The organism is Devosia psychrophila (assembly GCF_000971275.1).
Lineage (GTDB): Bacteria > Pseudomonadota > Alphaproteobacteria > Rhizobiales > Devosiaceae > Devosia > Devosia psychrophila.
Map to the genome: position 1 here is coordinate 1 of NZ_LAPV01000064.1, position 13,372 is coordinate 13,372.

11 protein-coding genes, 1 tRNA gene and 4 pseudogenes are annotated in these 13,372 nt (G+C 57.7%); 4 read left to right on the plus strand and 12 right to left on the minus strand.

The genetic code is table 11. The features are described from left to right. Nucleotides 1-197 (plus strand): annotated as a pseudogene (locus WH91_RS05235) (transposase); the annotation flags it as partial. A gap of 21 nt (nt 198-218) precedes the next feature. Here the strand turns inward: WH91_RS05235 and tnpC are convergent. The 3 genes from tnpC to WH91_RS05250 form a co-directional block, all read right to left on the minus strand. After that, a complete protein-coding gene (gene tnpC, locus WH91_RS05240; protein ID WP_046169961.1) occupies nt 219-1,874 on the minus strand; it encodes an IS66 family transposase in 1,656 nt (551 codons plus the stop codon). Nucleotides 1,875-1,946: 72 nt separating this feature from the next. Beyond that, entirely contained in the window at nt 1,947-2,276 is a 330-nt protein-coding gene (gene tnpB, locus WH91_RS05245; protein WP_199533495.1) for an IS66 family insertion sequence element accessory protein TnpB, read from the minus strand. 11 nt (nt 2,277-2,287) lie between these two features. Then, nucleotides 2,288-2,653 (minus strand): transposase, encoded by a 366-nt coding sequence (locus WH91_RS05250; RefSeq protein WP_171910608.1) that lies wholly within the window; start codon nt 2,651-2,653, stop codon nt 2,288-2,290. Nucleotides 2,654-2,744: 91 nt separating this feature from the next. On the opposite strand from WH91_RS05250, the pseudogene WH91_RS24120 reads away from it, so the two are divergent. Both WH91_RS24120 and WH91_RS26060 read left to right on the plus strand, forming a co-directional pair. Beyond that, a pseudogene (locus tag WH91_RS24120) lies at nt 2,745-2,885 on the plus strand (IS630 family transposase); the annotation flags it as partial. A gap of 84 nt (nt 2,886-2,969) precedes the next feature. Next, nucleotides 2,970-3,809, plus strand: a pseudogene (locus WH91_RS26060) (IS110 family RNA-guided transposase); the annotation flags it as partial. A gap of 163 nt (nt 3,810-3,972) precedes the next feature. Here the strand turns inward: WH91_RS26060 and WH91_RS05260 are convergent. From WH91_RS05260 to WH91_RS05285, 5 genes and pseudogenes are all read right to left on the minus strand, one after another. Beyond that, nucleotides 3,973-4,356 carry a DCC1-like thiol-disulfide oxidoreductase family protein gene (locus tag WH91_RS05260; RefSeq protein ID WP_199533496.1) on the minus strand — a complete coding sequence of 128 codons (384 nt, stop codon included), beginning with the start codon at nt 4,354-4,356 and terminating at the stop codon, nt 3,973-3,975. Next, on the minus strand, nt 4,349-5,866 hold the full coding sequence (locus WH91_RS05265; RefSeq protein WP_143078290.1) for a hypothetical protein: 1,518 nt from the start codon (nt 5,864-5,866) through the stop codon (nt 4,349-4,351). The genes WH91_RS05260 and WH91_RS05265 overlap by 8 nt, the downstream gene beginning before the upstream one ends. A gap of 230 nt (nt 5,867-6,096) precedes the next feature. Then, the gene (locus WH91_RS05270) at nt 6,097-6,900 is read right to left on the minus strand and encodes a class I SAM-dependent methyltransferase (RefSeq protein ID WP_244542482.1); all 804 of its coding nucleotides are present in this window, start codon (nt 6,898-6,900) and stop codon (nt 6,097-6,099) included. Nucleotides 6,901-7,441: 541 nt separating this feature from the next. Next, on the minus strand, nt 7,442-8,545 hold the full coding sequence (locus WH91_RS05280) for an O-antigen ligase family protein (protein ID WP_158409520.1): 1,104 nt from the start codon (nt 8,543-8,545) through the stop codon (nt 7,442-7,444). Nucleotides 8,546-9,055: 510 nt separating this feature from the next. Continuing rightward, nucleotides 9,056-9,336: pseudogene (locus WH91_RS05285) on the minus strand (transposase); the annotation flags it as partial. A 435-nt stretch (nt 9,337-9,771) separates the two neighbouring features. Here WH91_RS05285 and WH91_RS05290 point away from each other — a divergent pair. Next, nucleotides 9,772-10,104: a helix-turn-helix transcriptional regulator gene (locus WH91_RS05290; RefSeq protein ID WP_046169970.1), complete on the plus strand. Its 333-nt coding sequence runs from the start codon at nt 9,772-9,774 to the stop codon at nt 10,102-10,104. A 190-nt stretch (nt 10,105-10,294) separates the two neighbouring features. Here WH91_RS05290 and WH91_RS05295 read toward each other — a convergent pair. The 4 genes from WH91_RS05295 to WH91_RS05310 form a co-directional block, all read right to left on the minus strand. After that, nucleotides 10,295-10,371 (minus strand) — tRNA-Arg (locus tag WH91_RS05295). A 608-nt stretch (nt 10,372-10,979) separates the two neighbouring features. Continuing rightward, nucleotides 10,980-12,275 (minus strand): type II toxin-antitoxin system HipA family toxin, encoded by a 1,296-nt coding sequence (locus WH91_RS05300; RefSeq protein ID WP_046169972.1) that lies wholly within the window; start codon nt 12,273-12,275, stop codon nt 10,980-10,982. After that, on the minus strand, nt 12,265-12,633 hold the full coding sequence (locus WH91_RS05305) for a helix-turn-helix transcriptional regulator (RefSeq protein WP_244542481.1): 369 nt from the start codon (nt 12,631-12,633) through the stop codon (nt 12,265-12,267). Before WH91_RS05305 ends, WH91_RS05300 begins: the two co-directional genes overlap by 11 nt. 326 nt (nt 12,634-12,959) lie before the next feature. Next, the coding region (locus WH91_RS05310) for an ArsR/SmtB family transcription factor (protein WP_210165771.1) at nt 12,960-13,372 on the minus strand (413 nt) is incomplete at its 5' end.

Genomic DNA, 13,372 nt, shown 5'->3' on the forward strand with positions numbered 1-13,372 from the left:
AGGGCATGATGCTCCATCTGGCGGAAATCTCAGCCGCCGTGGCACCGGGGGCCCATGCCGTGCTGCTACTCGATCAGGCCGGATGGCACATCTCCGCCGCACTCGTGGTGCCCGCCAATATCACCCTCTTGCCGCTGCCCTCGAAATGCCCCGAACTCAATCCGGTCGAAAACGTCTGGCAGTTCATGCGCGACAACGTAAGCGCGTAGCCGGGGCCGTTATGGCCTGAAGTTCCAGGGCATGAGGTCGGCGATCTGGCTATTGGGCCAGCCGCTGGCGATGCGCTCGAGTGTTTGAGTGAGCCAGGCCTGCGGGTCGACGCCGTTCATTTTGGCTGTGGTGAGCAGCGTGGCGATCGTGGCCCAAGCCCTGCCACCACCATCGGAGCCGGCGAACAGTGCATTCTTACGCGTAATGGTCTGCGGTCTGATTGCGCGTTCGACGATATTGGAGTCGATCTCGATACGGCCATTGGCAAGGAAGCGCTCGAGCGCAGTGCGGCGGCTCAGGGTGTAGCGGATGGCCTCGGCCAGTTTGGATTTGCCCGACAGGCGCGGCAGTTCCTTTTCGAGCATGGCGAACAGCTCGGCCACGATGGGGTGGGAGCGTTCTGCCCGGATGCTGGCGCGCAGTTCGGCTCCATGGCCGCGGATATCCTCCTCGACCACCCAGAGGGGTGCCATGGCCCTGAGCATGGCAGCGGCGAAGGGCGAGCCATCGGCTGCATGCCGGTCGAAGAACTTGCTGCGCGCGTGGGCCCAGCAGCCAGCTAGGCTGATGGCGTCATTGGCGCCACGCTGCTTGCTCAGCCAAGTGTAGGCGCCATAGCCATCGACCTGCAGGATACCGCGATAACCATCCAGGTGCCGGGCGACACAGTCACCTGACCGACTATCCTCGAACCGATAGGCCACCATGGGTGGTCCTGATCCACCGAACGGTCGATCGTCTCGGGCATAGGCCCAGAGCCAGGCGGTTTTCACCTTGCCAGAGCCCGGCGCCAGGGTCGGCAATCGGGTTTCGTCGGCAAAGACGCGCTCGCCCTGTTTGATCATATGCAGCACATATTGGGCCAGCGGCTCCAGCTCGAAGCCGAGCCGGCCCATCCACTGGGCCATCAGCGAGCGGTCCAGTTCTACGCCGTCGCGGGCGTAAATCTCTTGCTGTCGGTAGAGCGGCAACCCGTCGGCATATTTGCTGACCGCGACCTGGGCCAGTAGTGCCTCGGTGGGGATGCCGCCGGCAATCAGGTGATCGGGCGCCGGCGCCTGCACAATGCGGTCTTCGCCTGTCGCCAGCCGGTAGGCATATTTGGGGCGGCGGGTGACAATGACGCGGAACCTGGCCGGGGTCACATCAAGGCGCTCGGAGACGTCCTCGCCGATCCGGACCGCGTCGAGGCCCACGCAGTCGGCCGGCACCTCGGGCTCGATCACCTGCTCGACGCGCTCAAGGTGCGGCGCAAAGCCTTTTCGTGGCCTGGACGGCCGGGTCGGCGCAGTGCCCGCACGCTTGTCGCGTTCGGCCCGGATCTCGCCCAGACCCGTTTGCAACTCATCGAACACGAAGGCCATCTGCTCGGCATCGAGCGGATCGATCCGCAGCTTTTCCGAGCGCGTCCCGTATTGGGCACGCCGCAGCATGGCCACGATCGATTCCAGCCGAGCGATCTTTTCCTGGTCGGCGGTCTTTGCCGCTCTCATGGCAGCAATCTCGGCTTCATAGGCCGCAATTTCTGCCTTATGAACCGTGATAGTGGCTTCCAGCGCCCGGCGCTCTTGCTCGACCGATGCCTTCTCGGCATGGGCGGCAGCGATCAGCGCCTTGAGGGCGTCAATGTCGTCGGGAAGCTGCTGCGGACCGGCCGGGATCATGCCTGTATACTGGCACAAAACACCCCGGATTGCCTCAGCTTTTGCGCCAGTGAGTCAGTCTGCCGCAGGCTTTTATCCAGCCGATTGCGGCCGGCTCGCCGGTACCGCCCGCACCCGCTTCCAGTCCATGCCATCGATCAGCGCCAGCAGTTGTGCAGGGCTCAACTGCACCCGGCTGTGCCCGATCCGCGGCCAGCAGAACGCCGCCTTCTCCAACCGCTTGGCATAAAGGCACAACCCTGTGCCATCCCACCAAACGATCTTGATTCGATCCGCCCGTTTCGCGCGGAACACGTACAGCGAGCCGTTGAACGGATCGGCACCCGCATCCCGAACCAGGCCGACCAACCCGTCAGGCCCCCTCCTGATGTCCACCGGCTGACTGGCCAGGAACACCTTCATACCCGAGGGGATCATGCCGACCGAACTGCCCGCAGCACACGGCGCAGGTGAGCTTCGCCTACCTCATGCCCGACGCGCAGGGTGGCGCCTGCGATGACCACCTCGATCACGCCGCCCACAGCCTCGCCATCTCCGGTAGGCGCCTCACGCCGCCCAACCTGGCCGTTGGCAATGGCTTTGCGGCGCCAGCCGAACACTTGAGAGGGCGCCATCCCATAGCGGCGCGCAATTGCCGACACGTTGGCATTCGGGGCCAGCGTCTCTTCCACGATCCGGGCCTTGGTCTCGTCCGGCCACCGCCGCCGCCCCACCGCCGGACTGCTCTCCATCCGGCCCGGCACGACCTCGAGCAACTGGAAACTTCTATCACTGGGCATATGCGCAGACATAGGAACTCACATCGTCAGCAAAAGCTGCGGTGCCTATACCCCTCTGGGCAAGCCAATGTCAGACGGGACCGGCTTCGCGCTTACCGACAACTGGCTCTCGAACCGAATCTTCAAATCTTATGAGGACATCCTCGATCACTGCTGCTTTGCTTGGAACCGCCTAATCGAGCAGCCATGGCGCATTATGTCGATCGGGTTGCGCAAATGGGCACATGAGTGAGCATCAATGAGACTTGGTATAATGGGATGACCTGCCCCACCCTTCCAAGACATTGTTGATGTCCGACCAAGAGGAGGAAGCAGAATGATCAGAAATGCACCTAAGGAAGCTGCCGTGTTCGGCGTTGATCTCGGGCAGAACCTTTTCCATGTTGTTGGCCTTGATGAGCGAGGCAGCGTTATTCAGCGCGCCAAGTTCCGGCGGGATACAGTGCCGGCCTTTTTCCAGCGCGCCTCTCCAACCCTGGTCGGCGTGGAGGCATGCCCTGGATCCCAGTGGTTCGCACGCAAGCTGCAGTTGTACAGACACGAGGTGCGGATTGTGCCCGCGCAGTTCGTAAAGCCGTTCGTCAAATCTCAAAAGAACGACACGATCGATGCCGAGGCTGTAACCAGACCAACGATGCGCTTCACGCAGGTGCGGACCGTTGAGCAGATCGATGTGCAGGCTCTGCATCGCATGCGAGATCAGTTGGTCTCCAGCCGCACCCGGCTGATCAACTAGGCCAGGGCATTCTGTCTGGAGTACGGGATCGCCATGCGGCAAGGCGTTGGCACCTTCCGTGTCGACCTTCCGCGTGTCCTTGCGGATGACAGCAACGATTTGACTGCAGCGATGCGACAGATGCTAACCGAGATATTGGGCGACATCGTCCATATCGATCAGCGCATTGCCTCGGTCACAAGGCAGATCGAAGCACTTGCCGATCGGCAGGATAGGGCCAGGCGTCTCATGACCATCCCCGGTATAGGCCCAATGGCTGCCACAGCCTTGCTCGCAGCGGGGGCAGATGGGCGCCCGTTTCGGCGAACTCGAGAATTGGCCGCTTGGCTGGGGCTGACACCCAGAGAGCACTCAACGGGAGGCAAGACGACATCGCTTGGGATCAGCAAGCGGGGCAATCGATATGTGAGGAACCTCCTGGGTATATCTGGCGATGACCCTTGGGATATCGCGGGCGCATCGGGCCGGTGAAGTCCATGCTGGTGAACTGGGCGCCGCCTTTTGACTATCGGTGTTGAAGATGTTGGGGGTGCCACATTGCCCTGAGCCGCGCTAACTCATCGCGTGAAGTTCGATTCAAGAATCACCTAAGTTTCTTGCGCCCGAGGCACCATAGCGTGAAATTGCGGCCCGTGCGAAGCATGGGGTACAATAGCGTTGACAGCCACTTACGCCGGAAAATAAAGGCGTTAAGCCTGTTGAAATAGCCATTGCCCGATGACATCAATGCCAACATATGAATCGCGTCTGGACCATGATGCATTTGGCCAGAAAGAATGAGAACCATTCCTTCATTAAGGTCGTAGTTGGCTGCCCGTATGGCTTCAACGATCGTTCCGCCATCTCTCGCATCGACGAGCTTCAGTGCTCCCAAGGCGGACTGGAGTCTAAAATACTTCACGTATTGAGAGCAGAAGGGGCATTCGCCATCATATACCAACACTGGACTTGCTGCGTCTTCAGTCAAGTGCAACATCGTGGAATGTAACATATCTGCTGTCCCTTACAACTTTGTCCCCGACGACCGACAGGCACACTGAATCTACTACCACGCGGTAGCCGCGTATGTCTTCTTGCTTAATCTCTGAGGCATTCGCGTAGGCGAAAGGGTTCGACCATATATGATGTGGGAAAATGTTATACCAAGGCCAGTCTGAGCTAAGAAGCTTCCCGCTCCGTCGTATGTGGTCTTGACGAATGGCCTTGTCGAGTCGGTCGAAGTCAGATTGTTTGAATTTCCCTACGTCTACTCCCGCTGGCAAACTGCAGGAGTTCCCGTTTTTGAACAACCTGTAATCGGAAGTGGCACCGTACGTCCCTGTTCCAAAGTGTCCTGAAATATACGAGTCCGGTAGCTGGGCAAATGCAACGGAATTTGGCCCAAAGAAGTTGGTCGGAAGCACGTGCTGCGAGCCGTCGCTCAGCGTGGCTGCGATTGTTATGCTGGTGAATGAACGCGTGTCATACCAGCCAAGCTTCGCAATATTAAAAAACATCGGTGCTATTAATACCATTAATACGCCAACAAAGCGAGTTATCGGTGGCAATACGAAAGGTTGGCTTTTGCGAGTGGCGGCTATGATTGCGAAGTTTAAGAGTATCCATTTCCAGAAGAAGATTCCACTTAGAATAAAAATGCCGATGTGGGTAATATCATAAATAATTGTCAAAAAAATTGTGCCGCGACGGCTCCAAACTGCTAGGACACCGATCAGCTGCGTGGTCAGAATAAATATGTTGAGCGCTATGAAGAGATGGTCGGAAAGTTGGTAGGCGAGCGCGGGCAAGGCACCAAATTGGGAAATTGGCAGATGGCCTCCTTCATAAGCCGCCAAGAGAAGATTATGGGTTGGGTTCTCAAATACCCACGACAGTGGCCCGCCCTGCAACTGAAGCTTCTCAATGGCCGACCAGAAGTAGTTAGCGAAATGTATCCCAACTGATGCGACCACCGCTGTTGGCAGGATAAATGGAGTGGTAGATTTCTTTGAATTAGGGCGGTATCTGCAAAGGGTGCAGATGATCCTGTCAGCCAAAAGGCAAATCACCAAAAATTGGCCGATCTCTACAAGCGCGAGGTAATCAATCCAGGATAAGTTATAACCTAGCTCCGCTCCTAATGCAGTCTTTTGCCAGTGTAAGAAGGAGAGCAGTAATATGCCTCCTGAAGGGCGCCACCAACCGACAATTCCAAAGGCAAGGGCAATCCAGCAGCCCCAATTTCTGGCGCCCAACATTGCCTCTGAAATTCCTGTCAACTCGTATTCTTTAGGAATTTCAGCGATAGCTTCCCAGCCTACATAGACCGACAATACAACAATTATAGTTCGCGTCAGGATAGTGAAAGGTGCGCTCTCACGTGGGTATCTAACCCCCAGTCCACATATCGAAACAAGCAGAACTAAAAGGGGTGCGCGCCCGTCCGGTGACAGAACAAAGCTTTTGCTAAACCACGAAGATAGGAAAATCAGTGCCATTATTAGCACTGCCGAATAGACGGGGCGAGACCTTACGGCGCGGGCGAAATAACACAGATACAAGGCGGGTTTGGAGGAAGCTGAACGCCAAAAGAAATGGCTGAGCGATTTAATTCTAGCTAGCAAACCGAGACTACCTTTACTGGATCGTGGTGGTCGAAGTTAGCTCGAACCCGACTTATACTTTTTTGGTGGCGAATTAAAACTCGTGCTCCACTTTGAGCCCAGCTTTATTTGCGAAGAAGAACCATGCCGAATGCCGGTTTGAAGGAGGGCAGTGGCACCGCATTCCACAGCCTTTCAGCGACGAATAGCGGCGGCGCCAGGTATTTTTTGGCGGGCAGCGGAACCCGTACTACCAAGCTGTTGAGGATAACAAAGTATGCTGGCCCGCCGATTGTGAACGAACGCTCGACAGCAAAATATTCCGCGGCTTCGCCGGCAAGCTCAGCCGGGTGCAAAGCGCCTTCCGTATCGGCTTCAAAATACTCGTCGCGCCGATACCAGAACTTGCGCACCGTTTCCCCTAGGAACCCAGCGTTTGGCTCGTAAAGCATCAGTGTGCCGCCAGGCCTGATAATGCGGCTTAAATTGAGAATGGTCTCGGGTAGGTTCTGAATACAGTGATGCAAACCACCGATGACGATGCCCGCGTCGAACAACTCTGCCACATCCATCGGTACCGTCAGATCGGTCTGGTGCGCCGGGCCATTGCCCAGGGCCTCATAATCGCTGCATGCGGAAGAGGAGATATCAAATCCCTCGAATCTGGCGGTGGGGAAAAGCTCACGTAGTAAGAGCGAGTTGTGGCCGCTTCCGCAGGCCAGGTCTGCTACTCGTTGCCCCGAAAGATCGAAGCCATTAAGGAGCGGTTTGAGCACGAATTCGCGCCTGTATGCCATGGAGGTGGGGTCGTAATAATGCGCGGCATAGTCGTCATGCATCGCCTCGTAATGTGCTTTTTGGGGATTGTTAAAGCTCATGAATTGCCATGGTAATGATGAATTGGCTTTTTTTGTAGGGTCCTCGATCACAATAGGCAACTATCATACGCCTACCGCGCTGCAATTTCCGAGTTGATCCAGTCTGGTCTGCGTGTCTTGGGGCTGCATTTTGCAGGCTCTCATTTGTTGCGGGTGTAATGTTCTATGTCTGCGACCAAGCGTGCGGATAGAAGTTTTCGTTGATCGAAACTGTTGCCGCTCGCGTTGGAGGCGCCGCCGGTTGCGCATCGGCGGCGGTTGTCCGATGCTTTCAAGGCAGAGATGGTAGTGCGGAGTTTTAAGCTTGGGGCGAACGTGACGGCCCTGGCGCGCGAGATTGAGATATAGCCCTAGAAGTTGTTCGGTTGGCTCTCCGATGCTGATGATAGGAGAGAAGTTGAGCGCCAGATCGACGGGATGGCATGGGCGTCGCACTCCGAACCTGCAGCGGCCGGCGTCATTGAGATGATGATGTCGGGAGCGACGATGCGTGTGGGACAAGGGGCGAGCGGAGAGCATCTTCCGCCGCGTAAAGGCTTCAACCATGTTGGTGTCGATCTCGATGGGATCGTCAACCGCTGCGGTTAAAGGTTCATCGGACGGCTTTGGCCCGCGTTGGTTGGACGATAGACGTGGCAGTTCGTCTGCTCAAGACCGAGATAACCAGCGCCACCGCCGCAAAACATACCGTGACATTGAGAATGCCAAACATCGCATTTGTGAGGCCCATCACAAAATAGCCCGCGCTTAACGATGCTGCTATGACGATAAGCCCGCCACGCGTTGCTGAAGCTGGCGCGCTTACCGCTTCGACGACCGGCGCCAATAAAAACAAGAAGTAAGCTAAGAGCCCCATGACGCCACCACTGGATGCAAAGTCGGCCAGATCGTTGTGCAAATGCGGGGTTTCGAACGGCACATCGGAATAGCTGGACGCCACAACCGCATAGTTGAATGGACCATGGCCGACCAGCGGCGAAGCCATGAAGGCGCCCAATCCTCCTTGGTACATCCGTAGCCTGAGCTCAGTCGAAGCGTCGTTGGGCAGTCCGGTGCGCATGACATCGTTGATGTCGGTTGCGACGCGCTGCACCCCCGAGGTCTGGCCAACGCCCGCGATAATGGCCACGCCCACGACAGCCACGCTTGCCAACGCCGCAATGCCAACAATGCGCGCCGCGACCAGTCGCATGAAAATGGTCAATAAGACCGCCACTGTCACCATGACCACGAGTGCGACAACGGCGCCCCGAGTTCCCGAAAACAGGACTGCGACGGACGCCAACAGCGGGCCGGCCAAGAACATATAACGCCACGGCCCTTTGACGAACACTACGCCCAAGGTGGCCACGAAACCGACGGTCAGCGCCACATCGGCGAAATGAATTGGATTTGCGACTGTCCCCCCAGCCCGAAATGTTCCGCTGGCCACGAATTCACCCACGGCGACGGCCGCGGCGCCCGCAACACCACACAGGCTGAGCACCGCGATTGTTGCCGGTGCTACCGTGTTGTCGCCGCGGTTGAGCGCCAACAATGGAGCGATCGCCAGCATGGGCGCGAAATAGCCGATGCCGATCAAACCGCTGATCGATCCGGAGCCAAAACCATAGGCAATTGCCAGAAGAAGCAGACCAGCTAGGGGCATCCACACTATGGGCCGAGCAATCAACTCGAGATCAACGCTGCGCAGCAACAGAATTGCGAGCCCCCCTGCGGTAAGCAACAATATGTTGCCTGCTTCTGGGGCGACAGGCCCCATGGCAAGTACGGCCACAAGGGCAACGAGAAAAAGGGCTGGTCGCAGTGGATCGGCTATCATGATTATCCCGGCATGGTTGGTCTTATAGGCAGCCCGCAGCTTTTGCGACGTTGAACCGCACCGAAGGCTGCCCCAGACTGCAGCTGAGTGGTGTTGCGGGCAAATCCACAACAGCGATGAGCCAGCGCCGACGCTAATCTTGCCCCCTCTTTGACGTAAAATTCGTTGCAGTCAATGATTGGGGTGGACTTCCAGCGCAGAGATCAGCCTTCGGTGGTTGAAAATCGATATGCTGCGTTATCGATCATCTATCGTTTACCCGGTTTTCCTAAGCGGCTAGGAGACCGCATTTGCTTCGAGTAAACCAGTCCGACGCACGCTTGCGAACCGACATTGCAAGCTCCAACTCCATGGTGTTGCAACGACCGATTGAACCCACTGCGGCTTTTTTAGAGTATCGCGCACCGCCTTGAGCTTGGCGACCACACCGCAGCTCTCCAATTTCCGATCTGCTCAGCCTTCATCTGCCCATGTTCGGAAAGGAACTGCTGCGAATCGGCAGACTGCTCGCGCACCCACTCAAGCAGCACGTTTACCTGCTGATCCAGATCGCGGGCTATCTGCGCCACCGCAACATTCCGCTCCCAGCCCAGCCCAACGGCCTCGCGCCTGAACTGCAGATGAACTTGCGTCTCCCCGTTAGAATTCTCCAATTTGAAGAGCATCTAAACTCGGTGTCCTCGAAACCGGCAGCAGCTCAATGTCGCCAATAAACGTTGATGTGGTGGATGTGCCGCGCATTCGGCAACTGGTGCGTTGGTACCCCGAAGCACTCTCCAATTCGTGGAGATATCCTGCTGAGCACCCCTGCCTCACCACGACATCCCACCTGCCAGGGATGCGGTTCGCTGCGGCTGAATGTAAAACTGAACCCATCGGAGACCGACCGTATACTGTTTCGAGCAACTTGGGTGAACGCCGGAGCTGAGCTGAAAAAACGGCAACCTCGTAACGGCGTTTTTCGGCTTTGCACGTGTGCCGTTCCTGCGAGGACAGGAACGCTGCTAATCAATTGACGTTGGATGGCAGGGTGGAGGTGATTGCCTTCTTGTCTTCTCTTCGCCAATCTCAGGCGAAGGTCTCGCTTTGGAGCGCAATCAGTGACCACCTATCTCACTCGGGCTCAAGTCGCTGAGCGCTATCCGATCTCCATACATACCCTGGCCAAACTGGCCTCGGATGGCAAAGGGCCGCGCTTATACAAACCGACCGACAAATGCCTCTATCGCCCCGAGGACATAGAGGCCTGGATTGAAGCTTCCGTCGTCTTGCCGAAGACAGAGCCAGCGGTGGCGGCGAGCGCTGGTGACAAGCCGCGTCCGTCCGGCAATCGCGGGAAGACCCGGCCACCCGTCGCGCCCCCGGTCAGGCGCGGGCTCAAGTCCTTGCCGCCGTCCCCCAATTCCTGGCTGCTCCGCAAAGACCGGGACTAACCGCGCCCAGTTCCACGCGGCTGCGAAGCCCCATGGCGCGCTCGATTCTCTCTGCATCCAGCAGTCGGCCCTTCGCATTAGCAAAGCCGTCGGCACTAAACCCACCGGATCCGCGCATCGCGATGGTGACTCTGTGGTGACTCCGTCATTTGACGGGATCACCAAAAATCGACTAAGTTATTGATTTTATTGGTGCACCCGACAGAATTCGAATCTGTGACCTCTGCCTTCGGAGGGCAGCGCTCTATCCAGCTGAGCTACGGGTGCTTCCGTCACGCGGGGCGTGCCCCGGCTGAACTGGGCGCAACCTATCGAAAGCCGAATGGCGGTGCAAGACCGCAACAGAGCCAGCAGAGGCATTACCCACAAGCCCGGCGCTACCATTGGGGTTTCGATAACCGTCCAGGTTTTCAAGTTTGACAGCGGATGGCTACGTCCCGCCCGCCTTCAGCCTTCAACCCCGGCTCAATACCCGCAGTCGCACACGGACAGGCAATTGATTTTATGTGGCCGCCTGCACTTCCTCCGCCTTTAGCTCCAGCCTGAGCCTCTTTGCACTTCCCAGCACATTCGAGCCATTCGTCGCACCTGACCGTGCACCGAAGCCGCTCGCCTGCATGAATGTCGGAAATCACAGAACTGCACAGAAGGGACCGAGTGTGCGGCAGAGCCTGATCCGGCCGAGAACTCGACTACCTGCCCCACAACCACTTTATCATGAAGGTATTTGATCACCTGACGGTGGTAAACCTTGCTCCTCGAGGCCGGCATCGGCGCCACAGCCTTGTTCGGTCTGATGGAGCAGATGAATCGATCAGCGCACAGAAGCCGGCGCTGCGCTGATATCGTCTCGACCGCCATGTCACCGCTCTTCGCTAGCTGTCGATCACCAGCGCGAGTAATTCAGCGGGAACGCTGTCGAAAGCAAAGGGATTGAGGAATTGCCGCCGCCAAAGCAGCTCGCGATCGACCTCACTCAGACCCGCCTCATCGCACACGTCGCCAAAACGCGTCCTGATCACCTCGATCTGCGCCTGCGCGATCTCAAGCGCTTGTTCACGAGACAGCTGGAACCGCGTGGCAGCACCGACAGCACTCATGATGCGGCTCATCCGATCATCCCCTATGATCAGCATTGCCTGCGTCGCCTCGTTACCGGCGCGACCCTGGGGGCAGATGTCGTAGGCTGGCGTGAGGGTGAGCGCCTGACCATCCCAAAACGCGGCATGATTGCGGGCGTGATCGTCCGTGTTGCCGACGAGGATGTTGAACATCAGCCGCGAGTACAGCTCATGCAGGGTCGCGCGCGGATCTCTGAAATGCAGCCGGATAATTTCAGCGAAGTCTTGGTAAGAAGCATACCGCGCCATCATTTCATCGAGGCTAAGGAGTGTAAGGCCCGAGACCATGGCGCGACGTGTCCACCCCTCCCCCATCACCCACTGCCGGTCAAAGCGCTCGATGAGAAGCACGTCCTTTCCAGCAGCCTGAGTCAGCCGCACCTGCGCCACGTTTAGGCCCGCGTGCGATGCGAGACGCATCGCCACGAACTCTGCCTTCACCATGCTGTAAACGTCGGCCTGGGCCGAGAACTTTGCGATGTATTTGGTTTGACCATCCGTGATGTTCGCCTTGGGGCGTGCGCCGCCGATCGAACTGCCGTGGAACAGCGCTGCATCAAGTAATTTTGGCAGTTTCACCCCTTTCTGCATGAGCTCTGCCGCTTCCTGCATTTCCGCAAGCGAAGCAGCCCGTTCGTCACGGGGCACGTAGATCGTCGCCGACTTCTGAAAATCCAGCGCACCGATCCGGTCAGACCCCGACTGCAGCATATAAGTCAGTTCATCAATTTCCACCGGGTCCGCATCTTTGCCCGCCTGACCCAGCATGCGGTTGATGATGACGCGTCTCCCCCACGCGTCGGGGGCGGCATCGCGGATCGCGCTGGGCATCATCAGTCCCGCCGCAGGCGGCAATACGCCCGCGCGCAAGGGCAGCTCTGGCGCGTACAGGGAGATCGCATCCGGCCTGGCAAGATAGGAGCGCCCATAGTTGAACACGAGCTGACCGCCGGCGCGCGTGAGCAGCCCGGTGACAACAGGTTCCGTCTTTCCTGGCAGCCATACCCAGACATATGCCTGGCTTGGCGTTTCGCTTGCCCTAGAAATCATCATTCACCTTACCAGTCGAGGTTCGGACGGCCTGCGGCAGCAAGGTGTTGACGGACCGGGCTTCGTTGGCTTTGAGCGTCATGCCGCGCACATCTTGATCAAACAGCCGCAGGCCCACAACGGACGCGACCTCGAACGCCGCGCCGATTGACGCGCCTAGATCGCCCTTTTCGATGCGGTGGACCAGCCCGCGCGACATACCCGCCCGTTCGGCCACTTCTTCGGCTGTCATCTGGCGGTCGATACGGGTACGCCGGATCAGGAGGCCAAGCAGTTCAGCCGCTTCTTTGGCATAACGGGAGGTAGGACGGCTTTCCGGCTTTGGCAATGTATGCTCCATAAATAGATCTCGGGTCATCTCCGCGTATCGTTTATGGTACTTTATTAATCGTGAGAGACGCGCAAAGTCAACGATGATCTATAACTGGAATGTGTCGGCCAACAGCGCTCCGTTTATAGAACATAATTCGTGGAGGGGTTGGATGGCAGTTTGGGCGGAGGGGAGACAAGCAATGTCTGACCAGCAAATAGTGGGCCTGACTGGTTGGGCACTCTTAAAAGCGCATTGCGCTCTGCCTGCCCGCATTTCGGATGTCATGGACTGTTGTAAGGACCGAAATGCGGTCGAAAGCTGCTGATAAGCGCGGCTTATGCCCAGCAATCTGCGAACGAAAATTCTAAGCGCTATACCTTAGCGACACAGGCGCCTGGAGGTTGCTCATTACCTGCAGTCGCGTCCAGGTACGCATTTAGCCTTGCGTAACCTGCATCTTCCGCGGCGCTGCGTGCCCATCGCGCAAGCTCATCGAGCGTTTCAATATTGATGGAATAACGTCGCTCCTGCTTGCGGCGAGCGACCGCCAGCAGGCCGACTTCAGTCATTTCTTTCAGGTGATAACTTGTGGCAGATGCAGAGAGCCCTTTTGCGCGAAGCGCTCCGGCTGGCATGTCACCTGCATCTGCCAACTGCCGAAAAATGGCGAAGCGCTGCGGATCGCCCAAAATTCTCATCAGCTGGATAAGTTTGCCGTCGGTCATTCCAAACTCGCTTAATTCAGGATCCACTGAACGAACAAGAGCAGGGCAACCGTGGTCAT